20 protein-coding genes are annotated in these 20,911 nt (G+C 64.8%); 8 read left to right on the top strand and 12 right to left on the bottom strand.

Features of this window, described 5'->3' with window-relative positions; genetic code table 11:
- From N826_RS46165 to N826_RS35650, 3 genes are all read right to left on the bottom strand, one after another.
- Window positions 1–309, bottom strand: a 309-nt coding sequence (locus N826_RS46165) for an IS1/IS1595 family N-terminal zinc-binding domain-containing protein (protein WP_425600614.1), incomplete at its 3' end; no start/stop codon positions are given.
- 79 nt (window positions 310–388) lie between these two features.
- A complete protein-coding gene (locus N826_RS35655; protein ID WP_044437009.1) occupies window positions 389–997 on the bottom strand; it encodes a cache domain-containing protein in 609 nt (202 codons plus the stop codon).
- A 180-nt stretch (window positions 998–1,177) separates the two neighbouring features.
- A complete protein-coding gene (locus N826_RS35650; protein WP_044437007.1) occupies window positions 1,178–1,399 on the bottom strand; it encodes a hypothetical protein in 222 nt (73 codons plus the stop codon).
- Between the two features lie 384 nt (window positions 1,400–1,783).
- Here N826_RS35650 and N826_RS35645 point away from each other — a divergent pair, with 384 nt between their 5' ends.
- The 3 genes from N826_RS35645 (at window position 1,784) to N826_RS35635 (ending at window position 4,480) form a co-directional block, all read left to right on the top strand.
- Window positions 1,784–2,128 (top strand): hypothetical protein, encoded by a 345-nt coding sequence (locus N826_RS35645; RefSeq protein ID WP_044437005.1) that lies wholly within the window; start codon window positions 1,784–1,786, stop codon window positions 2,126–2,128.
- A 337-nt stretch (window positions 2,129–2,465) separates the two neighbouring features.
- Window positions 2,466–4,151 carry a methyl-accepting chemotaxis protein gene (locus N826_RS35640; protein WP_044437004.1) on the top strand — a complete coding sequence of 562 codons (1,686 nt, stop codon included), beginning with the start codon at window positions 2,466–2,468 and terminating at the stop codon, window positions 4,149–4,151.
- Window positions 4,152–4,153: 2 nt separating this feature from the next.
- A complete protein-coding gene (locus tag N826_RS35635; RefSeq protein WP_044437003.1) occupies window positions 4,154–4,480 on the top strand; it encodes a hypothetical protein in 327 nt (108 codons plus the stop codon).
- 68 nt (window positions 4,481–4,548) lie between these two features.
- On the opposite strand, the gene N826_RS35630 is transcribed toward N826_RS35635, so the two are convergent.
- The 5 genes from N826_RS35630 to N826_RS45530 all read right to left on the bottom strand — a co-directional run bounded on the left by N826_RS35630 (window position 4,549) and on the right by N826_RS45530 (window position 8,093).
- Window positions 4,549–4,827, bottom strand: a complete 279-nt coding sequence (locus tag N826_RS35630; protein ID WP_044437002.1) for an HU family DNA-binding protein — start codon at window positions 4,825–4,827, stop codon at window positions 4,549–4,551.
- A gap of 136 nt (window positions 4,828–4,963) precedes the next feature.
- On the bottom strand, window positions 4,964–5,401 hold the full coding sequence (locus N826_RS35625; protein ID WP_044437001.1) for a PAS domain-containing protein: 438 nt from the start codon (window positions 5,399–5,401) through the stop codon (window positions 4,964–4,966).
- Between the two features lie 691 nt (window positions 5,402–6,092).
- Window positions 6,093–6,599 carry a hypothetical protein gene (locus tag N826_RS42435; RefSeq protein ID WP_052832674.1) on the bottom strand — a complete coding sequence of 169 codons (507 nt, stop codon included), beginning with the start codon at window positions 6,597–6,599 and terminating at the stop codon, window positions 6,093–6,095.
- Window positions 6,600–6,611: 12 nt separating this feature from the next.
- A complete protein-coding gene (locus N826_RS42430) occupies window positions 6,612–7,139 on the bottom strand; it encodes a hypothetical protein (RefSeq protein ID WP_052832672.1) in 528 nt (175 codons plus the stop codon).
- Between the two features lie 645 nt (window positions 7,140–7,784).
- Window positions 7,785–8,093, bottom strand: a complete 309-nt coding sequence (locus N826_RS45530) for a site-specific integrase (protein WP_244619766.1) — start codon at window positions 8,091–8,093, stop codon at window positions 7,785–7,787.
- Between the two features lie 483 nt (window positions 8,094–8,576).
- On the opposite strand from N826_RS45530, the gene N826_RS35610 reads away from it, so the two are divergent.
- Together N826_RS35610 and N826_RS35605 are read left to right on the top strand one after the other, a co-directional pair.
- Entirely contained in the window at window positions 8,577–9,068 is a 492-nt protein-coding gene (locus N826_RS35610; protein WP_044437000.1) for a PAS domain-containing protein, read from the top strand.
- Between the two features lie 143 nt (window positions 9,069–9,211).
- The gene (locus N826_RS35605) at window positions 9,212–10,804 is read left to right on the top strand and encodes an ISL3 family transposase (protein ID WP_084721478.1); all 1,593 of its coding nucleotides are present in this window, start codon (window positions 9,212–9,214) and stop codon (window positions 10,802–10,804) included.
- A gap of 951 nt (window positions 10,805–11,755) precedes the next feature.
- On the opposite strand, the gene N826_RS35600 is transcribed toward N826_RS35605, so the two are convergent.
- Genes N826_RS35600 through N826_RS35590 form a run of 3 tightly spaced genes read right to left on the bottom strand, consistent with a single transcriptional unit; the run spans window position 11,756 to window position 15,017 of the window.
- Window positions 11,756–12,769, bottom strand: a complete 1,014-nt coding sequence (locus N826_RS35600; RefSeq protein WP_044436998.1) for a tyrosine-type recombinase/integrase — start codon at window positions 12,767–12,769, stop codon at window positions 11,756–11,758.
- Window positions 12,766–13,755, bottom strand: a complete 990-nt coding sequence (locus N826_RS35595; protein ID WP_044436996.1) for a tyrosine-type recombinase/integrase — start codon at window positions 13,753–13,755, stop codon at window positions 12,766–12,768. Before N826_RS35595 ends, N826_RS35600 begins: the two co-directional genes overlap by 4 nt.
- Window positions 13,752–15,017 carry a site-specific integrase gene (locus N826_RS35590; protein WP_044437017.1) on the bottom strand — a complete coding sequence of 422 codons (1,266 nt, stop codon included), beginning with the start codon at window positions 15,015–15,017 and terminating at the stop codon, window positions 13,752–13,754. The genes N826_RS35595 and N826_RS35590 overlap by 4 nt, the downstream gene beginning before the upstream one ends.
- A 782-nt stretch (window positions 15,018–15,799) precedes the next feature.
- On the opposite strand from N826_RS35590, the gene ltrA reads away from it, so the two are divergent.
- Together ltrA and N826_RS35580 are read left to right on the top strand one after the other, a co-directional pair.
- The gene (ltrA, locus tag N826_RS35585) at window positions 15,800–16,930 is read left to right on the top strand and encodes a group II intron reverse transcriptase/maturase (RefSeq protein WP_345769889.1); all 1,131 of its coding nucleotides are present in this window, start codon (window positions 15,800–15,802) and stop codon (window positions 16,928–16,930) included.
- A gap of 473 nt (window positions 16,931–17,403) precedes the next feature.
- On the top strand, window positions 17,404–18,561 hold the full coding sequence (locus tag N826_RS35580) for an IS110 family RNA-guided transposase (protein WP_052832670.1): 1,158 nt from the start codon (window positions 17,404–17,406) through the stop codon (window positions 18,559–18,561).
- On the opposite strand, the gene N826_RS35575 is transcribed toward N826_RS35580, so the two are convergent.
- Window positions 18,510–20,384: an ISKra4 family transposase gene (locus tag N826_RS35575; protein WP_147041273.1), complete on the bottom strand. Its 1,875-nt coding sequence runs from the start codon at window positions 20,382–20,384 to the stop codon at window positions 18,510–18,512. The genes N826_RS35580 and N826_RS35575 overlap by 52 nt on opposite strands.
- Window positions 20,385–20,477: 93 nt before the next feature.
- Here N826_RS35575 and N826_RS35570 point away from each other — a divergent pair, with 93 nt between their 5' ends.
- The gene (locus N826_RS35570) at window positions 20,478–20,846 is read left to right on the top strand and encodes a sensor histidine kinase family protein (RefSeq protein ID WP_044436995.1); all 369 of its coding nucleotides are present in this window, start codon (window positions 20,478–20,480) and stop codon (window positions 20,844–20,846) included.
- Window positions 20,847–20,911 lie beyond the last annotated feature (65 nt).

Raw genomic sequence — 20,911 nt, 5'->3', positions numbered from 1 at the left:
AGAGCTGGCCATGGCGGCATGACCCCCAATCGCTCGGCAGTCCCGGTTCAGTCCCATGAAGTAAAGACACAGGACCCAGACCCGAAGCGGTTGATGATGTCCAGCCAGGATGGTGCCGGTCAAGTCATCGAACCGCGCCCCGCAGTCCTTACACCGATAACGTTGTCGGTGCCGCTGGGTCTCATCATGACCATGGCGGATCACGGCGGTACTGGAACAGGCCGTGCAGCAAGCGCCTTCAGGCCATCGACAGTGCCGGATCAGCTCATAGCATTTGGCATCATCGATCAAAGTGGCCAGATTGATCATCTGCGGTGAAGCCATGCGCGGTACCGGCTGATGGACGATACCCACCATCCAAGCAATTGAAAGCCTTCAGGGAAAGACATTATCCGCTACTGGACATGAATCCGATCGTCGCACCCGTCTCCTCCATCAGCACCCCGAAACCCAGGATGAGCCAATCCGTTTTCCGGATGCCGGTGTAGAGGATGCCGAGGACCTCGCCCGAGTCGCTGAGGATCGGGTCGTAGGCGGTGTAGTAGCTTATTCCAAGAATATCGGCTGTACCACGGAACGGTGTCTTCGCGCCGAGCACCGCATCCCTGACCGGCCCCGCTGCCAGCCTGGTTCCCACCGCGCGTGATCCGTCCGGTTTCAGCACATTGGTGGCGATGCGGGTATCTCCCTGGAACACCGTCGCCGTGCCGCCGACCAGATCCCTGATCCGGTCCACGAGGGCGGCGTTGTCGTTCAGCTCCACGCTTCCGGCGAAGAGCCGGCCGTCGGATACCGAAAAGGTGCTGCCCGCCGACGTCAGGACCTGCCAGGCCACGCGCATGTTCGTCGTCTGACGCTCCACCGCCCGAGCTTCGGCATCGGCGCGCAGCAGTGCTGCGGCGACCATGACGATGGCACCGGCCATCAGGACCAGGCTCACGAGCGACAGGGTGACAAGGCTGGTCGACAGCCGGATGTTCTTGAACAGGTTCCGCATGGAGTGAGTTCTCCGCAAAGGCGAGACAAAGGGCGCGGCCTCACACCGCGGACGACCAGCTCGGCTTACACTGTTGAGATTAATTTACCGTTGATTGCAGGTGATCAGTGTCCGGTCCCGACGTCCCGTTCCGGATGACCAGCCGGCGGCCAGGCCGGGTAAGCTCCGGAGGCGCCGCTCTCAAGCCTTCCGTCCGTCACCGCGGAGGACGCGCCTCACCTCCGCCTCGGCGCGGCCGGGCGAGTGGAAGGTCCGCCCCTCCAGAACCGCCGTTTCCGGATTGGACGCGAAGAACCGGAAAACACCGCGGCTGTCGCGCAGCAGAAGACCCGCCGCAGCCCCGTCGATCTCCAGAATGCACCGGTCCAACCCCTGGATAGAGTTGTCATTATTCTCAACCATGGTCGGGTTCCTCCCGCTCCTCCATCGCGTGCTCCATCTGAAACGGCTCAGGCTCCGCCCGGGCACACAGGAGCATGTCGCCAATCAACCTCAAGCCGCACCGGGACCACCCCCGGCTCTCCGCATCCAAGGCCATTTCGCCGGTGGGCCGGGCGGACAAAGATCGGGCAATGATCGGACCCGCCGTCGCCGCCGGCCGGCAGGTTGAAGCGGGTCGTATCGTATTCGGACCACCGCTGCCGGGTGTCTCCGGCACCTCCCCGACTGCCGGCGCCGGCTGTTTGCGGATGGGCAGCACTTATTTAGCAGAAAAGTAAACATTCTCCTGCCAGATGGTCGGCGACCCTTCTCTCCGCTTCCCCCTTGCTCAGTCAGGGATCTTCCATGCCCACCGAAACGCGCCAGCTGGTGTTCACCGACGATGAGGTCACGGCCGCCCTGGCGGCGCACAACCGAATGAGCCAGAGCCGGCTGTTCGTCGGCCGCATCGTCTCGTGCCGCGTGCGACCCGGTGACGATCCGGCGGTGGACCTGACGCTGCGCCACGAGACGACCGGCGGCACCTATCAGCTGGCGTTCGGCGCCGATGTCGTCGGGCCGGCGCTGATCCGCTACTGCCTGGAGATCAACATTCCCCTGCCCAGGCGCGGGCGCAAGGGCTTCCTGACCGTTCAGGGCCGTATCGCGATGACGGTCACGCTGGAGCCGCACGCCGATCCCGTTTGCTGAAGCCGCCGCATGCAAGAAAATGCCGGACGCCGGGATGGATCCGATCGTTTCCGCACGGGACCGCATTTATTAACCAGCCGGTAACGAAGATCTCTCACATTTGAGTCGATTCATGTTGAGAGGGAGCGGGGAGTGGGGGTCTCTACGCGGCCAAGCGCGCCGGACGCAACCGTGTGGTGGCGGACGGGGAAGACCGCAGCGCTGAACCGGACACCTGACGCCGATCAATCCGGCATCGGCATTCACAACACCCGACCAATCCGGCATCGGCCGCTCCCTTTTCCAAAAAGAGCAGCTGATCCAGCCGCACCTCCACATCCATGGGAGCAAATTCACCATGCCGTCCCTCCAGCGCCTGTCGATCGCCCACCGCCTGTACCTGCTGATCGCCGTCGCCCTGCTCGGCGTCATCGGCTTCGCCGTCGCCGAGCTGGCGCAGATCCGCTCGGAACTGACCCGCACCAGCCAGGCTAGGCTGCGCAGCCTGGGCGAAACCGCCCTGGCCGTGGCCGCCCACTATCACGCGCTCAGCAGCGCGGGAACCCTGACCGGGGCCGAGGCGAAAGCCGCCGCCGCCGCCGCCATCGGCGCGATGCGCTACAGCGGCTCCGAGTACTTCTGGATCAACGACATGGCGCCGGCCATGGTGATGCACCCGACCAAACCGGAGCTCAACGGCAGGGATCTGTCGGACCTGAAGGATCCGACCGGCAAGCGGCTGTTCGTCGAGTTCGTCGACACCGTGCGGCGCCAGGGCAGCGGCATCGTCGAGTACCAGTGGCCCAGGCCGGGCAGCGACGCGCCGGTCGGCAAGACCTCGTTCGTCACCCGCTTCGCCCCCTGGGACTGGGTCGTCGGCACCGGTGTCTACACCGACGACCTCGACGCCCAGTTCCGCAGTGATGCCGTCCGGACGCTGTCGATCGCGGTTGTCGTCGTGGCGCTGATCGCAGCACTCGCCCTGCTGATCGGCCGTGGCATCCGGCCCCTGGGCGCCATGACGGGGGCCATGCGCCGGCTGGCCGGGGGTGACACCGATATCACGATCCCAGCCCAGGGTCAGCGGGACGAGATCGGCGCCATGGCCGCCGCCGTCGCGGTGTTCCGGGACAACGCGCTGTCGCGCGCCCGGCTCGAGGCCGATCAGGCCGCCCAGCAGGCGGCGCGGGAACGGCGCACCGCCGCCATCGAGCACCTGATCGGGACCTTCGAGCGCACAGTCGGCGGCGTGCTCGGCGGCGTCGCCTCGGCCGCCGTGGAACTCGGCGGCACCGCCGAGGGCATGGCGGCGCTGGCCGAACAGACCAACCGGCAGGCGGCGCTGTCGGCTGCGGCGGCGGGACAGACCTCGGCCAACGTCCAGACCGTGGCGGCGGCGACCGAGGAGATGGCGGCCTCGAGCCAGGAGATCGGCCGTCAGGTCGGCCGCTCCACCGGCATTGCCGGGCAGGCGGCGCTGGAGGCGCGGGAGGCGACCGCATCGGTGCGCGGCCTGGCGGACGCCACCGGTCGGATCGGCGAGGTGGTCGGGCTGATCCAGTCGATCGCCAGCCAGACCAACCTGCTGGCGCTGAATGCCACGATCGAGGCGGCCAGGGCCGGCGAGGCCGGCAAGGGCTTCGCGGTCGTAGCCTCCGAGGTCAAGGCGCTGGCCAACCAGACCAGCCGGGCGACCGAGGAGATCGCCGCCCAGATCGCCGCGGTGCAGGGCGCCACCACCACCACGGTGGGCGCCATCGAGGGGATCGGCGGCACGATCGGGACGATCAACGAGATCTCCTCGGCGATCGCCGCCGCGGTCGAGGAGCAGAACGCCACCACCGGCGAGATCGCCCGCAGCGTCGCCCAGGCGGCGCAGGGCACCGGCGAGATCAGTGCCGGCGTTCGGGAAGTCAATCAGGCCGCGACCCGCACCGGCGAGGCGGCGACCTGGGTGGTGGGCGCCTCGCGGGCGCTGTCCGGCCAGGCCGAGGCGCTGCGGCACGAGGTCGAGACCTTTCTCGCCGGCATCCGGAGCGCCTGATCATGAGCGATGCCGAAGTTGTCGACCTGAGGCTGGCTCGGCTGCGGCGCCAACACGATGCCGCCGCCCAGCAGATCAGCGAAGCTCTCGGTGTTCTGCGGCAGGACGTCGCCGCTCTGCAGGGCGAAGCCGGGGCGGTCGCCACCGGCCTGACACGAATGGCCGGGTCAATGGAAGACCTCGCCGCCGAGACCGCCGACACGCTGCGGTTCTGCCACGCCTGCCAGCAGGCCTGGCATGAGACCGACCTGGACGCCCTGGTCCGTATCCGCGACCGCCTGATGCTCAAGCTGGTGCTGAAGAAAGACGCAACGCCGGTATCCGACTGAACAAGCGAAGCGGTACGCGCAGGACGAGCGCGCCTGGCTTCAGCAGGGGGCCGCGCCCATCCGCCAGCTCAGCTGCCGTTGAGAGCCTCCCTGACTGCCTTGGCGGCGGTGAACTTCGCTCCCCGCGATGCCGCAATCGTGATCGTCTCACCGGTTTGCGGGTTGCGTCCCCGCCGCTCGCCGCGCTCGGAAACGCCGAACGTGCCGAAACCGGCGATGCGCACGTCGTCGCCCCGCTTCAGGGCCTCGGTCACCACGCCGATCAGGGCAGCCAGCGCCTTGCCGGCCGTGGCCCGGCTGAGATCCGTCTGCTCGGCCAGCGCATCAATCAGTTCCGCTTGGTTCATGGTTTTGCCCTGCTGTTATGACTGCCCATCCGGCAGAGGGCATTCTCCTTGCCAGCACCCGGACGGCCGTGCAAGCAAAACACCTGTCCGAAGCACTGCCGCAGTGCTCGGATCCAGTCGCTGCCCGACAGCAAAACTAACAATGATCCGACACTGGCCAGAGACACTGGATGACCTGGCCGGCCCCACGTTTGTCGTCGCGGACTGGCAGCAGGGCGCGGCTGAACGGTCTCAGCTTTCCTTTGACAGGGAAATGGTAGACATCCAGCAGCGGCTGACGGGAGGTTTGTACCGACCGGAGAACCTCCAGGAGCTGCACCCTGTCCGAGTAAGCCAGTTGGGACACCTTGTGGCCGGTCCACTCGACGCCGGTCAGGTTGACCACGACCTGACCGTCCAGGCGGACGAGGAAATCGACCCCGTGATCGATCTCCTCGAAGATGGTCAGGTAGCCCAGCCACGGCTTCAGCGCGAAAACGTTGAGGTCGCTGCGCCGGGGGATCTCTCCGGGCGCGCATCGCAGCCGCCAGAGCTCGACCAGGGACTGGATCCGGGGATGAGCCTCCTCATTCATGCACCTTACCTCCTGAAACGCGGCTCGTTCCAGCACGTCGTGTGACCAAGGCACCGCGCGAAACCGGGTCCTGGGAGTAACGGCGACCGGATCCGCCGCCGTGGCGCGGTCTCGGCAACTGGAGCTTTGTCAAATCCAGAGCCACGACAGCTTCATCGAGACTGCCTGGGCCGGACACCGCTTTGGGAAGTCAGCCGGATAGCTTTCCCGGAGTTCTTCTCAAAATCCATCCCATGACCTAGCCGTCGAACCGTCGACAAATGTCGTTCTATTTCTAAGCAAGCATCATGACACAGGTTGGTGGACAGAAAAGATAGCTACCACAGGTACTGTGCGAGTAGAAATTATCTTTTGACTGTCGTCATAACCCTATTTATCATATTGTAGCTTTAAATATAGTTTCTCACATGCTAAAACTAAATTAAAAACTAATATATGTTTACTGATGCCTTAACAAAGAATCATCAAAATCTGAATATTATCATCTAAAGTGCTGTCGGGTATCTGGGAGTGCTTCAATATGGATACGGCGGCTGCTAACATTGTCGCAGCCGAACCGCGTTGGCGGCCGGCCCAACGAACACGACCCAGCCTGATGGTTCCGCCCGTAGCTTTGCGGGGCGGAACCTTTTTCGACAGCGGCGGCCTCATCGCAGAACCCCAAGGGAGCATGGCAGAGTGTGGGAGATAATCAGGCTGCCATGGCGAGAGCCGGGACTTGATTGTCGTTGACGGCCATGCCCGGATACCACTGGGCGAACAGGTCAGGCAGCGTACCGTCGAGGGTTTTGGTTCGGGTTTGCAGGAGCCGATGGGCGCCAACCTTCGACCATTGCATCTGCTGCTTTTTGGCGAAGCGCCGACTGATCACGAGGTTGACGGTAGATTCCACGAACGCGGTGGAGATCCGCTCGCCGTTGTACCAGCGTCGGCTGTAGTTGACGATCGCCACGGCGTTGTTGGCGATGTAGGTGGCCAATCCGGCGGTCGCCTTGATCAGTCGCTTGCGTCCGGGATAGCCGCTGTTCAGGGCGGCGACATCCGCAGCCAGGGCTTGCGCCCGAGTCAGGGCCTCATCGCCGTCGCCATGCCACAGCCGCCACTTGATCCGCTCGAGCCGGTGCCGCAGCGCCAGCGCTTCGACGGGATTGTGGTGTGCCAAGCCCTTGACGTACTGATCCAGTCCCGTCAGGCGCATGGCGATGTGAAATCAGTCAATAATATGCAGCGCACCAGGAGAGAATTCGCCCACCAACCCAGCTACGCTGTCGCCGCCGTCGGTCAGCATCGTGACCGTTTGGGTCACCGGCAGACCCTGGGATCGCAGAACATCACGGAATTGCCGCCCGGGCTGCTCATCCTGGCTCCGAACAAGGCCGAAGTAGCGGTCATCGCGATCCGCAGCGATGGATTTGCCGACCACGACCTCGAAGTTATGTTTCCTGTCGTGCCAGTTCCGGACATAGCCGCCGTCGACGCCGACGATCACCGCTGCCTGCGGGAGCGGCTGGCCTTTGCCCGCGTCAGGCCCATCCGGCTGCTCGTCGCCGAGATCGGCTTCATGGCGGGCGGCAACCTTGTGCAGGTGACGCCGGATGGTCGAGGCGTCAGCGGTGCTGCCGATCGGCAGAACATCCTTCAGCAAATTCGCGGTCATGCCGTAGGACACCAGCGAGGCCCAGCGGGTCTCCAGGTAAAGCAGTTCCGGAGCTATGCGCGCGGTCAGCAGCAGGGTCAACGGGCTGAAGGTTCTGGCCGCTCCGGGCTGGCAGCGGCAGCGGTGATAGCGCGGACTGGACAGCGCGATGGTGCCGAAGGCGGTACGAAACCGGGTCCGGCCCGGCCCTGTGGATCGGCGTCCAAGCTTAAGCCATGACCATAATACATCTACTGCGTTGATTTACCTTGCAAGTTCGCTTCATGAGGTGGCCTGTTACCGGCGCCGATGGAGGGCCACCTTGAGAACTCTTCTTCTTGAAAAATCAGCAGTTTGAGCTGCCCCAGCTCATAGCCTACCCTTCGGCGCCGATCCACACTCTGGGAATCTCGTTGACGTGATACATCAGCTTGTAACAACTCAACAGCACGGTTCCGACCGTCGGCAGATGTTTCGGATAGAAAAGCAAGTCCCTCATTTCTTCTCTCCCAAGATGGGGAATGTACGCAGCTTGGTTTCTCAACCATGAACGGAAACTTAGTAGCTACTCAATAGCTATCAGAAAGCTGCCTAGTAGCATTGGAGTTGCTCCATAGGCACGGACCCGTCACTGGCCTTGTACGGTATGAAGAGGAGATGCAAAGGGCGGGAACACGCCGTTCCCTGCCCGGGTCAGTACATTAATTGCGGTAGATTCTGGTCCCACATGCGGGCGGCGATACCCTGCTACTCGGCGCCAAAGGCGTTGGCGTAGATCGCAGTCACCTCAAGGATGGCATGGCCCATCCACTTCGAGAGCATGTTGAGCCGCACGCGCGAGGTGATGGCGTGGACACCGTAGCCGTGGCGCAGTCCCTTGGACGAACGGTGAAGACCGTCCGGAATTCCGGCATTCACTGTCACGGCCTTGACGTGCCTCCACGCGGTGTTGCTTACCCAAGACCAGAGCAGATGGTCGGATTGTCCTCCGCCGCGTTTCTGAGCCTCCCGAATGCCATGGACCATGTCGAGGGTGCCGAGGAGGGTGGGCGGCACCGGCACGGCCCGGTAGATACGCGGCTACGCTTCTTGAGGCTGTCGAACATCATGGCCCTGCCGGACAGATCTACACTCTCCGACGTGAGTGCCAGGGCCTCGCTGATCCGGCAGCCCGTGTCGTGCGGAACCGTGCATAGTGTCCGCACCGGCCGATCGGCCATAGCCGCCGCTGCGATGAAGGCGCGGCGTTCGTCGGCGGTCAGGTAGAGGCGCCTGCCCTATGTGTCATAGAGATTCATGGTGCGGAACAGATTGTATCAGTTCTGTTCCAAAAGCCAGCCAGGGCGAACTGGCACGTTCGGCTAAGTGCTTGATTTGCCGTATCCCCGCTCCAGCCTCGGGCCGTGGCTGTGGAACAGAATTGCCAATTCTGTTCCAAGAAGAGGCTATGCGTCATTTTCGAAAATTCTGTACCCAATGACGAGCAGCACTGTTGCTCTCCCACGACTGTCATTGAACCGTCCGGGAACGAGTCACGCGATGTTGTCCTACCGCACCGACGTTGTCAGCGGCCTGTTCGAACAGGCGGAACATGTCTGCCTGCCCGATAGCCCCTTGCGATCCGCCACCGCCAGCCGCCTGCGGGATTGGTGGTGGCGAGAGGCTGAGCGCGGTCTTCCGCGCAAACAGCGCTTCGACGTACTCGAACATTTTGACGCCGCTCCCGATCTGTTCTTGGTCGAAGTGCTCCCTGATGACGAGTTCCGCACCCGCCTGATCGGCGAGCACGCGAAGGCCCATGTGGAAGCCGGGCGTCTGGGTGCGGTCCTCCGGTGGAACGATCCCCAAGCCTTCCGCCAAGTGCTATGGCGGTATTATAACCGTGTCGTCACCGAGCGCTGCCCCATGATGTGCGTGGGCGATGTGCATTATGCCGCGACGAAATCCCGTCTCTACGAAGGGTTGGACTGTCCGCTAAGTACTGACGGCACCCACGTCACCCATATACTCGGTGTTTTGACGGTGTTCTAAGGATGATGAATCCGATTGAAGTCGGCCATGGATTCCGACGCGAAGTCGGCCACTGTTCCGGGCTCTTAGCCATTCCCGGTGCACAAGCATAGCGGGCAGCAGAATGGAAGCACATATAAGGAACATCGTTCCTGTTCAGAAGCTTGCCCTTGATCACCCTTCCACAGTCCCTCCTGCCGGCTGGCCTGTTCGTTGACGACGTGACGGTCGATGATGACCGGGTCACGCTCGTTGCCCGCGCCGCCGAGCCATCCACCACATGCCCATCCTGCGGCTTCCCGTCGGCAGGGGTTCACAGCAGTTATCAACGCCGGATCGTCGACCTTGCCTGGCAGGGCCGGACGGTCGAACTGCGTGTCCGTGTGCGTCGGCTGCGCTGCCGGAACGGCGCCTGCACGCGCCGGGTCTTCGCCGAGCAACTGCCGCAGATCGCCGCTGCCCGGGCCCGCTGTACTGGTCGTCTGCAAGAGATCCGGTATCAAATCGCCCTCGCCCTTGGCGGTCGACCCGGAGCCCGATTGGCCCGGCAGCTTGGGCTGCCGGTCAGTGCCAATACCCTGCTGCGCCTGCTTCGGTCGATCGCGGTGCCGGCATACCAGCCGCCGCGCGTGGTTGGGATCGATGATTGGGCTTGGCGGCGCGGCACCCGCTACGGCACCATTGTCTGCGATCTGGAGCGCAACCGCGTCATCGACCTGCTGCCCGACCGCAAAGCCGATACCGTCGCCGACTGGCTGCGCCGGACCCCCGGGATCGAGATGGTTGCCCGCGACCGGGCCGGCGCCTTTGCCGATGGCATCCGACGCGGCGCTCCCGAGGCGATCCAGGTGGCCGATCGCTGGCATCTGCTGCGCAACCTTGGCGACGCCTTGCAAACGGTTGCCGAACGGCATCGCAAGGCCGTGCGCGAGGCCGCCCTACAAGTCGCCGAGAGTGCTCATGCCGACACGGTGGCTGAAACGGATCCGCCCGCCGGTGTCGAGGAATGCCGGCGGGCGGACCGGCGCGAGCGGCGACAGGAAATGTACGACGAACTGGTTCGCTTGCGCGGGCTCGGCCTGACTGCCGACCAGATCGCTCCCATTATCGGCTTGAGCAGGCCTGCGATCTTTCGATGGCTGAAGACCGGCGGTCCGCCCCAGCACCGCAAGCCACGGCCGGGACTGTCGAAACCGTGTCTTGCGGTGCTGGAAGAGCGCTGGGCGGAGGGTTGCCGGAATGCGGGCCGCCTTCGGCGTGATCTGCGCGAGCGCGGCTTCAAGGCGAGTGAGCGGACAGTCCGGCGGTGGGCGCAAGCCCAACGCCGGGGAGGGCCGGCGGAACCGGTCGCGAAGGTCGCCGCGGCGTGGCCCGCACCGTCCAAACGTCAGTGTGCCCGGCTGCTGACGGCCAGAGATGAGGATCTGGACCCAAAGGAGCGGGCCTTCGTGGCTCATGTTGCGGTGGCCGCACCGGGCTTGGCCGAGGCGGCCGAATTGGCGAAGCGGCTCGACACCATGCTTAAAGACGGCGTGCCCGAAGAGCTGGACGTTTGGCTCACCACAGCGCGCGACACTGAACTGGCCTCCTTTGCCCAGGGGCTGGAACGTGATTACGCCGCCGTGCGGGCGGCCCTGGTTGAGCCATGGAGCACGAGCCCGGTGGAAGGACAGATCAACAAGCTGAAGGTATTGAAGCGACAGATGTACGGACGGGCCAAGCACGATCTGCTACGAAACCGTCTTCTGGCAGCGTAAAAATTCCCGCTATGCTTGTGCACCGGGAGTGGCGAAGAGCCCTGTTCCGGAATGAAGCCGGCCATCATTCCGAGATGAAGTCGGCCACTTCGGCGACGGTAATCAACCTTCCGGAGGAGGCCGGGCAAGACCGCTGACAGGTCAGTATTCAACCTGCATCTACTCTCACCAGTTGTGAACCTGGGGGTGGTCGATGCCAGCGAAGAAGAGGCTGACGATGCGACAATTGAGAGCTTTGCTGCGCCTGAAGCACGGCGGCGCCCGACTGAGCGACCGCACGCTCGCGTGCCGGATCGGCGTTGCCCGCAGCACGATCCAGGATTACCTGGCGCGGGTCGAGGCTGCCGGACTGTCCTGGCCACTGCCCGACGACGTAACCGACGAAGTACTGGAGCAGCTGCTGTTTCCCCGGTCGGGCTGCCGGCCAGGCTTCCGGCGCCGGGTCGAGCCGGACTGGGCGATGGTTGCGCGCGAACTGAAGCGGCCCAGCGTGACGCTGATGACGCTGTGGGAGGAATATCGCGAGGGCGAGCCCGGTGGATACGGCTACAGCCGGTTCTGCGACCTGTTCCGCGAGTTCGAGCGCCGATTGTCGCCGACCATGCGCCAGCACCATGTCGCGGGCGACAAGGTCTTCGTGGACTTCTCGGGCAAGCGGCTGGAGGTGATCGACCCGGCCTCGGGAACCGTACGGCCGGCGGAGATCTTCGTCGGCGTGCTGGGGGCGTCGAGCTACACCTATGCCGAGGCAACCTGGACCCAGACGCTGCCGGATTGGATTGGCGCCCACACCCGCATGTTCGGTTTCTTCGGCGGGGTGCCGCGGCTGGTCATTCCGGAATATGTGTCCGGGCACATATTCCGGATTACGTGCCCCTCGACGATATGTGGCCGGACGTCGTTTTGCCGGGAGACATGGCCGGGTGGTGCCGGCACCCGGCCACATAATAGTCAGAGCGTGGCGAGCCATTCGAGCAAGGTTTTGTCGTCCCGCCATATTGGACTTCGGGGGAATCCCGCCGAAGCGCCCGTTGGCGGCGTGCAGGCCTGCAGGGCCGCCTCCTTCATGCGGATGTTGATCTCGGCGTAGCGGTTGGTGGTATCGAGGCTGACGTGGCCAAGCCAGCCGCGGATGACATTGACCTCGACCCCGGCCTCGAGCAGATGGACCGCCGTGGTATGGCGAAGCACGTGCGGCGAGATCCCCCGCGGTCGATCGCCGCCCGGACCGGTGCCCAGGGCGGCCGTGTGCCGTCGGACCAGCTTGTAAATCCCGAACCGGGTGAGCGGGCCGCCCTGCCGGGAGGCGAAGACCGGGTGATCCGGTGTCACGCCGCCTGGTCGTCGTTCCAGCATCTCGCGGAGCAGCCGGGCGGTCGCGGGCCAGAGCGGGCAGGTCCGCCACTTGTCGCCCTTGCCGTGCAGGGTGACGCGCGGCTGCGGTGCGAGCACGAGGTTGCCGACCGTCAGGTCCGCCGCCTCCTGCACGCGGGCGCCCGTGTTGTACAGGAACAGCAGGAGGGTACGGTCGCGCAGTGCCGTCTCGCCGCCCTGGGGCAGGCCGGCGAAGAGCGCGTCGACCTCGTCGCGCTCGAGGAACCGCGTGCCCGGCGGGGGCACCCGCTTTCTCGGGACCGCCGCCACGCGCTCCGCCTCGGCCAGCATCTCCGGTACCTGCCCCGCAAGGTAGTTGAAGAACGTGTGCAGCCCGGCCAGGCGCTGGTTGCGGGTCCGGATGTGGTTGCCGCGTTCCGCCTCGAGGTGGCTGAGGAATTCCCGGACCCGCTCAGCCGTGAGATCCTTGAGCTCGAGGCGGGTGATGGGCCTATGGTGTCGGGCGGCCAGGAAGGCGAGGAACAACCGAAGCGCGTCGCGATAGCTCCTGACCGAGGCTGGGCTCAGCCCCTTCTCCGCCGTCAGGTGGCGCTCGAAGAAGGCGTAGACGACCGAACCAAGGGTAGTCATGGCGCACCTCCCGTCGACAGCGGCGCGGCCAGGCGTTCGAAGCGTTCCCCGGCGGCTTGCAGCAGATCGGCCGTGATGGTCAGGTAGACGGCGGTGGATGCCGGATCGACATGTCCCAGGAAGGTCGACAGATGAAGAAGCCGCACGGCAGGGTCTGCCCCTTCCCGATACCAGCGCAGCAGGGTTCCGACCGCGAAGCTGTGGCGTAGGTCGTGCACGCGGGGCAACCCGCCGCCGGCCGGCAGGACCAGCCCAAGCCGGGGAACCAGGGCGTGGAAGGTCTGGCTGATGGTGCCCGGGTGGAGCCCTCGGCCCTGGGTGAAGGAGAAGACCGGGGCCTCCGGGGTCAGGGCTCCCGAGCGACGCTCGCGGAGGTCGATGTAGGCACCCAGCCGAGCCGCCATGTGCGGACCGAACGGGACATAGCGGGACTTGGCGAACTTGGTCTGGCGGATGACGAGCAACCGGCGGCCCAGGTCGACGTCCGCCCGGGTCAGCCGGGCGACCTCGCCGACACGCAGGCCGAGCCCGTAGAGGAGCGCGAAGATGGTCGCGTAGGTCGGGCCGCGCAGGGGGGCCTTGTTCTGGTCCGGCAGCGCGGCCGCGACCTCGATGAGTCGGCAGGCATGCGGCAGGTCGAACAGGTATGGCAGGCGTTGTGCCGTCTCGCGCCGTGGCCGGAGCCGCACCGGTGAGGTCGTTATTATCTCCTGGTCCACCATCCAGTCGAACAGGCGGCGCGCCACTCCGAGAAGATGATTATAGCTGCGCGGCCGGTGCCGGGGCCGTCCCGCCAGGAAGGCGTTGAGCACGGAAGGCGTCACGCCGGCAAGATCGGTGACGCTCTGCTCGACAAGGTAGCGGTCGAGCAGCCGAAGAGCCCGCTCCTCGGTGTCGAAGCGGCGGTTCAGGGCACGCTTGTGCGCGACGAAGCGCCGGATCGGCTCGGCCAGCGGACTGACCAGGTTGATGTTTACGGGTCTCATGGCAGCGCCTCCCCGTCGCCCAGGGCGACGTTCCGCAGCGTCTCAATGGCTACCTTGGCGTAAACCTCGGTTGAGGAGGCGGAGCGGTGACCGACGTAGTCGCCGATCGTCTTGAGCGGGAAGCCGGCATCGACGAGCCGCTGCACGCAGGTATGGCGCAGCGTGTGCGAGCCGGCCCGGTGCACCGGAATGCCGGCCTTGTGCAGGTAGTGGCTGGCCAGGCTTGATACTGCGGCGTAGGTCAACGGCCGGTGCGGGGCAAGGTGCCGGAAGAACAGGTGCCGGTCGGCGGTCTGCGGGCGCCCCTGCCTCAGGTAGTCGACAATCGCTTCGCCCACGATCGGCGACAGCGGATAGAGCGCCACGTGGTCGGCTTTGCGTTCGCGCACGTGCAGCCGCTCACGCTTCCAGTCGAGGTCATCGAGGGTCAGGCCGGCGACCTCGCGGGCGCGCAGCCCGTATGTGATGAGCAGCAGCAGGATGGCGTAGTCTCGCCGGCCGACCGGCGCGCGGCGATCGACCGTCTCGAGCATCCGCCGGACCTCGTCCCAGGTGATCGATCGGGGCAGTTCGGCCAGGCGGTAGACTTGCGGTGGCTCGACGCCGTGGGCGAGGTCACGGTCAACGGCCCTCTCCCTGTGCAGGTAGCGCAGGAACACGCGCAGCGCGCTGCACAGCCCGATCATCGCGGTCCGCCCGAAGCGACCGGCGCTCTTGGTGACGAAGGCGCTGAGCAGGAGCGGCGTGAGGTCCTTGAGATCGTGGCAGCCGACGCGCCCAAGATAGCCCTCGAAGCCACGCAGGAAATGGCCGTAGTGCCGGATCGACGCGTCGCGCAGGCCGCGTTCCTCCCGCAGGTAGGTGAAGAAGCCGGCGGCCTGCCGGCGGAACGGATCCGGCGCATGCGGCCGACGGTTCGTCGCGGCGTGATCCGGCAGGGCGACCGTGAGCATCTGCTCGACGGCATTGCGAACGTCGAGCCCGACCTTCCGGCGGGTTGCCGGATCGGCCTGGTTGCCGCGGGCCTGCACCCAGTCGGCGACGAAGGCGTCGACATGTGCCGGCAACTCGTCCCACCGCGTCGCTCCCCGACCCGCCGCGAATGTGCCGAACCGGACCAGGATCGGCACCCGCCGAAACACGTTGCGCGTTGAATAACGATGCTCAGTGAGCCAGCCGACGTACCGCTCGATCGGCTCGCCGATCCAGGATGCCCGAATGCGGTCGACCGTATCCGGGCGAATAAAGTACCGCTCCAGCATGACAACCTCCATTCCATGTTGAACGGGTGAAGGTTGCGCTCATGTGTAGCGGCAAAATTATGTTCCTTTCCGTCGGCGGAGAATCGGCGCGGCGCAGCATGATCATTGGGCTCGGCCACATATCGCCGAGGGGCACGTAATCCGGAATATGTGTCCGGTGTTCATCGGGCGAACTTCTTTGATCCGGAACTGAACCGGAGCTATGGCCGGATGTCGGAGCATTACGGAACCGGCATTCTGCCGGCACGGCCGCTGAAGCCGAAGGACAAAGCCAAGGTCGAAGCCGGGAGCATGGCAGAGTGTGGGAGTGCGCCGGGAGACTGGCAAGGAGTAGGTGGTGAGAGTCCACTACGATGAAGGAATAGCGATCCACATCGGCCCCGAGCCGTGCGTCGGTCCCCGTGAGGGTACCGGCGAAGCGTCGGCAGGGGATCGTGCAGGCCAGCCATTGAGCCGCGAAAGTTTGTCACCCCGGACGCCGACGCGTTTCCCACCGCGGAAGGCAACACGGACGGAGGCGTTAGCGCGAGCCCCCGGACGGTCCGGCGAGGTCCAGGACCCTGGCATGTACGGACGCTCCTTGACCGGGAACCGGGATATCTCACGGCCGACCGGCGGCAGGCAACTGCCGAACCGGCCCGCATCGGGAAGGCGAGGAGCCGTAGCCGATGATGAACGGCCGTGAGAGGTCAGACTCCGCCATAGTAGCTGTGAAGCCGACGAACAAAGCCGGGCATCCGGCCGCGGAGTTGGGGGAGCCAAGGGCGGGGACCAAGGGAAACATGGGACAGCAAAGCACGCGCCGGGCGCAGAACCGGGAAAGCGTGTCCCAGGCGCTGGACCGTGTACGGACAGCCGCAAGGCACAGGAAGAAGGAACGGTTCACCACGCTCTTCCACCACCTCAGCGTCGATCTGTTCCGGGAAGCGTTCCTCACGCTCAAGCGTGATGCCGCCCCCGGCGTGGACGGGCTGACGTGGCAGGACTACGAGGCAGACCTTGAGCGAGACCTCACGGATCTGCACGATCGGGTCCACCGGGGAGCGTACCGGGCCTTGCCGTCCCGGCGACAGTACATTCCGAAGCCGGACGGACGGCAGCGGCCGCTCGCGATCGCGGCCCTGGAGGACAAGATCGTCCAGAAGGCCACGGTCGCGGTGCTGAACGCGATCTATGAGGAGGATTTCCTCGGGTTCTCGTACGGGTTCCGGCCCAGGCGCAGCCAGCACGATGCGCTGGACGCGCTGATGGTCGGGATCTCCAGCACCAAGGTGAACTATATTCTGGATTGCGATCTCCGGACGTTCTTCGACTCGGTCAGCCAAGAGTGGCTGGTCCGTTTCCTGAACCACCGGATCGGCGATCCGCGCATCACGCACCTGATCCAGAAATGGCTGAAGGCGGGGGTTCTGGAAGAGGGTGTCGTAACGGTCAGTGAAACAGGGACTGGACAAGGGTCGGTAATCTCACCGTTACTTGCCAATATCTATCTTCACTACGCGTTCGACCTCTGGGCCAAACGCTGGAGACAGAGGGAGGCCACCGGCGACATGATCATCGTGCGGTACGCAGATGATATCGTCGTCGGTTTCCAGCACGAGACCGACGCCTGTCGGTTCCTCGACATGATGCGCGACAGGCTTGAGGAGTTCTCGTTGACGCTCCACCCGGAGAAGACCCGGCTGATCGAGTTCGGCCGCTATGCGGCGAGCAACCGCAGGCGGCGCGGCCTAGGCAAGCCGGAGACCTTCACTTTCCTGGGTTTCACCCTCATCTGCGGCACCTCACGACGGGGCTACTTCCTGATCCACCGGAAATCCCGCCGGGACCGCAGGATGGCCAAACTCAAGGAGATCAAGGAGGAACTGCGGCGGCGACTGCACCAGTCGATCCCTGACAAGGGCGATGGCTGAAGCAGGTCATCGCCGGCTATTTCGCTTATCACGCGGTGCCGACCAACATCCAGGCACTCATGGCTTTCCGGTTCCATGTCATCAGCCTATGGGGCCGTGCGCTCCGGCGCCGAAGCCAAAAGGACGGAACGACGTGGAAACGGATCCTGAAAATAGCCGACGACTACCTCCCCAAGCCCAGGATCCTTCACCCCTGGCCAAATCAGCGTTTTGCCGTCAAACACCCAAGGTAGGAGCCGAGTGCCCGAATTGGGCACGCTCGGATCTGTGCGGGGGGACACCAGCAATGGTGTTCCCTACCGCGATGATGATCAGGCTGCCCTGGCGAGAACCGGGACTTGATTGTCGTTGACGGCCATGCCTGGATACCACCGGGTGAACAGATCGCGCAGTGTGCCGTCGAGAGAGAAGCTATGGGGCGAGCAACGAGGTCTGAGGCACCATCGTTTCGTTGACACTAATGGAGGAGCCCCATGGCCAAGCCTGACGACCTGTCCAAACCCGCCGTCGCTCTCGATTATGATAGCACGTTGGTGTGTGTTATCGAGATGAGCGGCACATCCTGGCTGGTGGCGGCAACGGTGCCGGGAGTGGACCGGCGTCCGCTGCAGAAGCTGCCGATCAACCCGGCGCGCCTGCTGGAGCAGGTCGAGCGCTGGCGCAAGGAGGCGGCGCGGGCCGGTCGGACCATCACGCGCACGGTGGTGGCGTATGAATCCGGACGCGATGGGTTCTGGCTGGCCCGGCTGCTCCAAGGACACGAGATTGAGGTTTATGTCATTCATGCCAGCAGCGTCGCCGTGTCGCGCGAGCAGCGTCGGGCCAAGACCGACCGACTTGACACCGAGATGCTGATGCGCGCACTGCTCGGCTGGTTGCGTGGCGAGCCGGAGCACTGCCGGATGGTGGCGGTCCCGACGGTCGCCCAGGAGGATGCCAGGCGACCGGGACGCGAGCGCGACGGTCTGGTTGCCGAGCGGACCCGAGTGACCAACACGATCAAGGCGGAACTGGCGCTGCGGGGCATCCAGGGCTTCAAGCCGGGCCTGAAGAAGGCGACGGAGCATCTGGAAGCCCTGCGCACGGTTGAAGGTGAGCCGCTGCCGCCCAACACACTGGCCAAGCTGCGCCGCCTGCTGGAGCGGCGCCGCTTGATCGGCGAACAGATCGCAGCCATCGAGAAGGACACCGCCCAAGCGGTCGAGCGCGATCCGACCGGGCCGAACGCCCTGATCCTGCTGCTGGCCCAGATCAAGGGCATCGGTCTGGAGACGGCGCAGATGCTGGTGTACGAGGTGCTGTCGCGGAACCTGCGCGACCGGCGTGCGGTGGCCCGCTACGCCGGCCTGACCGGCACGCCGGATGAGAGCGGCTCAAAGCGGCGTGACAAAGGGATCAGCAAGGCGGGCAACCCGCGGGTGCGCTGCGGCATGATCCAGCTGGCCTGGCGCTTTCTGATGTTCCAGCCGGACGCAGCGTTGGCCCGGTGGTACAAGGAGCGGACCGCCGGCGCCAGGGGCGGCGTCCGCAAGACCCTGATCGTAGCGCTGGCGCGCAAGCTGCTGATCGGGTTGTGGAGCTATGCCGCCGGCGGCGTGCTCCCGGAGGGCATCGTGCTCAAGGCCGCCTGAGCTGACCGTTTCGTCCCCGAGCCGGGGACACCTGAGCACGGCTGACCGGCATGCCCGGTGGGCCGGCGTGACCGAGGTGGGTGGTGTACCGTGCACCAAATCATGGGCGCCAAGCCGATCGAGAGAATGGTCCCATCCTCCCGGGAGCCTCGCATCCGATGCGCATAAAGCATCATGGTTGCCCGGCCTCCGCCGGACCGCATACAAGTTTGTCGGATCGCCTGGTTCGCCGCCGATCCACCAGACGCGAGTGCTCCGCTTTGGAACAGCCGACCGCTACCCGCAGCCCGGTCCGCTCCGGCGCTCCCCCGCCCAACCCTCCGAGGGTGACACCGGCGGGGGCGAACCTCAAGGACGCTGCGCGCCGCCTGCGGCGGTGGCCTGACGGCCATCCTTGACCTCCGCCCCTGCCGGTGTCTGGCCAGCATCATGGTCGGGACGGAGGGATGGTTCCGCTGATCAAACATAGGGATAGACCCACTGAAGACTTGAATGAGGAAATGCTTGACACTAAAAAGCCCCATACAAGTTTTGGTCCGGGTCTGCAGGAGCCGGTGGGTGCCGAGCTTCGACCACTGCATCTGCTGCTTCTTGGCGAAACGCCGGCTGATCACGCGGTTCACTGTCGATTCCACGAAGGCGGTCGAGATCCGCTCGCCCTTGCGCCAGCGTTTGCTGTAGTTGACGATCGCTGCGGCGTTGTTGGCGATGTAGGTGGCCAATCCGGCGGTCGCCTTGATCAGCCGCTTCAGCCCGGGATAAGCGGTGTTCAGGGCGGCGACATCCGCCGCCAGCCCCTGTGCCCGGATTACTGCTTCATCGCTGTCGCCATGCCAGAGCCGCCACTGGATCCGCTCCAGCCGGTGCTGCAGCGCCAACGCCTCAACGGGATTATGGTGCGCCAGGCCCCTGGCGTATTGCTCGAGCCCGGTCAGCCTCATGGCGATGTGGAACCAATCGAGCATCGTTACGGCGCTGGGTGAGAGTTCCCCCACCAGTGCGCGGACGCTGTCGCCGCCGTCGGTCAGCATCGTGACCGTTTGGCTCACCGGAAGGCCCTGAGAGCGTAGAACATTGCGGAACCGCCGCTCGGGTTGTTCATCCTGGCTCCGGACGAAGCCAAAGCAGCGATCATTGCAATTCGCAGCCATGGATTTGCCGACTACGATCTCGAAGTTACGTTTCTTATCGTACCAGTTCCGGACGTAGCCGCCATCGATGCCGACGACGACCGCTGCCTGCGGGAGCGGCTGATCCTTGCCCGCGTCAAGGCCACGCAGCTGTCCGTCGCGGAGATCGGCGTCGTGACGGGCGGCGACCTTGTGCAAGTGGCGGCGGACGGTCGAGGCGTCAGCAGTGCTGTCGATCGGCAGAACGTCCTTCAGCAAATCCGCTGTCATGCCGTAGGAAACCAGCGAGGCCCAGCAGGTTTCCAAGTAAAGCAGTTCTGGGGCCATGCGCTCGGTCAAGAGCAGGTTCAACGGGCTGAAGGTTCTGGCCGCTCCGGGCTGGCAGCGGCAGCGGTGAAAGCGCGGACTGGACAGCGCGATGGTGCCGAAGGCGGTACGGAACCGGGTCTGGCCCGGCCCCTTGCTCAGCAGCCGGCTGCCGCAGAGATCACAGCTCCGATGCCGCGCCAGAAAACTTGCCGCCTGGGCGGTGACCACGCCTCCCTGGATGCCGACCAGCGCCGCCTTGGCTTCGTCGAACGACAGGCCGATCACCTCCAGCCGGTCGTCGCCCTTGTCGAGATGCAGGATCTCGCCCTCGCTGATCACGCTGTTGTCATCGGCCACGATCCGGAGCTGGATCTCAATACGCATGCTCGTCCCAAAGGCTGCCACTGTCGAAGCGACTACCTATCCGCCGGTGGCGGCCCAAACCATCCCCGACCTCCCACGCTTTGCCATGGTCCCGTGGCGGTCGAGGCCGAATCTCTGCTGTGCGACATCGAGGCAGCTGCACCCCTGGGGCTGATCGCCAACGAACTAATCGCCGGATGCTTTCACCAGGTCAGCGGCAGCGCCGTGGCCGAGCAGTGCCTGATCAAGGTCCTGCTCAGGCACCATCAGGATGCCGGCGTCGATGAACTTGCCGTCAGCATCACCGCAGCTGGGGAAAACTGCCAACCAACTACCGACCTGCTCCATCCGAGCGACATCGTCAACGTGCTGACCGAGCAGATTAGTGGCGAGTTAGCTCTCGACCGAACCGGAAGCCCGACAATCAGGCTGACCGTGCCAGACGGCTGTTTTACAATCAGGCTCGACGGTTCGCCAACGTAATCCAATCAATCGGTTCAGAAGCTGTTCGCAGATGGACTGTGCTGGCCGACGTTGAGCGGGGTAGT

This window comes from Skermanella aerolata KACC 11604 (assembly GCF_000936425.1).
In the GTDB taxonomy this organism is placed as follows: Bacteria; Pseudomonadota; Alphaproteobacteria; order Azospirillales; family Azospirillaceae; genus Skermanella; species Skermanella aerolata.
This window is presented reverse-complemented; position numbering and strand designations above follow the sequence as displayed.

Bases quoted from the DNA above. Each gene is read 5' to 3' on its own strand.
- N826_RS35575 (WP_147041273.1), bottom strand. From the start codon at position 20,384: ATGCGTATTGAGATCCAGCTCCGGATCGTGGCCGATGACAACAGCGTG.
- N826_RS35650 (WP_044437007.1), bottom strand. From the start codon at position 1,399: ATGGTTGAGAATAATGACAACTCTATCCAGGGGTTGGACCGGTGCATT.
- N826_RS35610 (WP_044437000.1), top strand. From the start codon at position 8,577: ATGTTGTCCTACCGCACCGACGTTGTCAGCGGCCTGTTCGAACAGGCG.
- N826_RS35600 (WP_044436998.1), bottom strand. From the start codon at position 12,769: ATGACTACCCTTGGTTCGGTCGTCTACGCCTTCTTCGAGCGCCACCTG.
- N826_RS35625 (WP_044437001.1), bottom strand. From the start codon at position 5,401: ATGAATGAGGAGGCTCATCCCCGGATCCAGTCCCTGGTCGAGCTCTGG.
- N826_RS35580 (WP_052832670.1), top strand. From the start codon at position 17,404: ATGGCCAAGCCTGACGACCTGTCCAAACCCGCCGTCGCTCTCGATTAT.
- N826_RS35630 (WP_044437002.1), bottom strand. From the start codon at position 4,827: ATGAACCAAGCGGAACTGATTGATGCGCTGGCCGAGCAGACGGATCTC.
- N826_RS35645 (WP_044437005.1), top strand. From the start codon at position 1,784: ATGCCCACCGAAACGCGCCAGCTGGTGTTCACCGACGATGAGGTCACG.
- N826_RS35595 (WP_044436996.1), bottom strand. From the start codon at position 13,755: ATGAGACCCGTAAACATCAACCTGGTCAGTCCGCTGGCCGAGCCGATC.
- N826_RS35635 (WP_044437003.1), top strand. From the start codon at position 4,154: ATGAGCGATGCCGAAGTTGTCGACCTGAGGCTGGCTCGGCTGCGGCGC.
- N826_RS42435 (WP_052832674.1), bottom strand. From the start codon at position 6,599: ATGCGCCTGACGGGACTGGATCAGTACGTCAAGGGCTTGGCACACCAC.
- N826_RS35590 (WP_044437017.1), bottom strand. From the start codon at position 15,017: ATGCTGGAGCGGTACTTTATTCGCCCGGATACGGTCGACCGCATTCGG.
- N826_RS35640 (WP_044437004.1), top strand. From the start codon at position 2,466: ATGCCGTCCCTCCAGCGCCTGTCGATCGCCCACCGCCTGTACCTGCTG.
- N826_RS35655 (WP_044437009.1), bottom strand. From the start codon at position 997: ATGCGGAACCTGTTCAAGAACATCCGGCTGTCGACCAGCCTTGTCACC.
- ltrA (WP_345769889.1), top strand. From the start codon at position 15,800: ATGGGACAGCAAAGCACGCGCCGGGCGCAGAACCGGGAAAGCGTGTCC.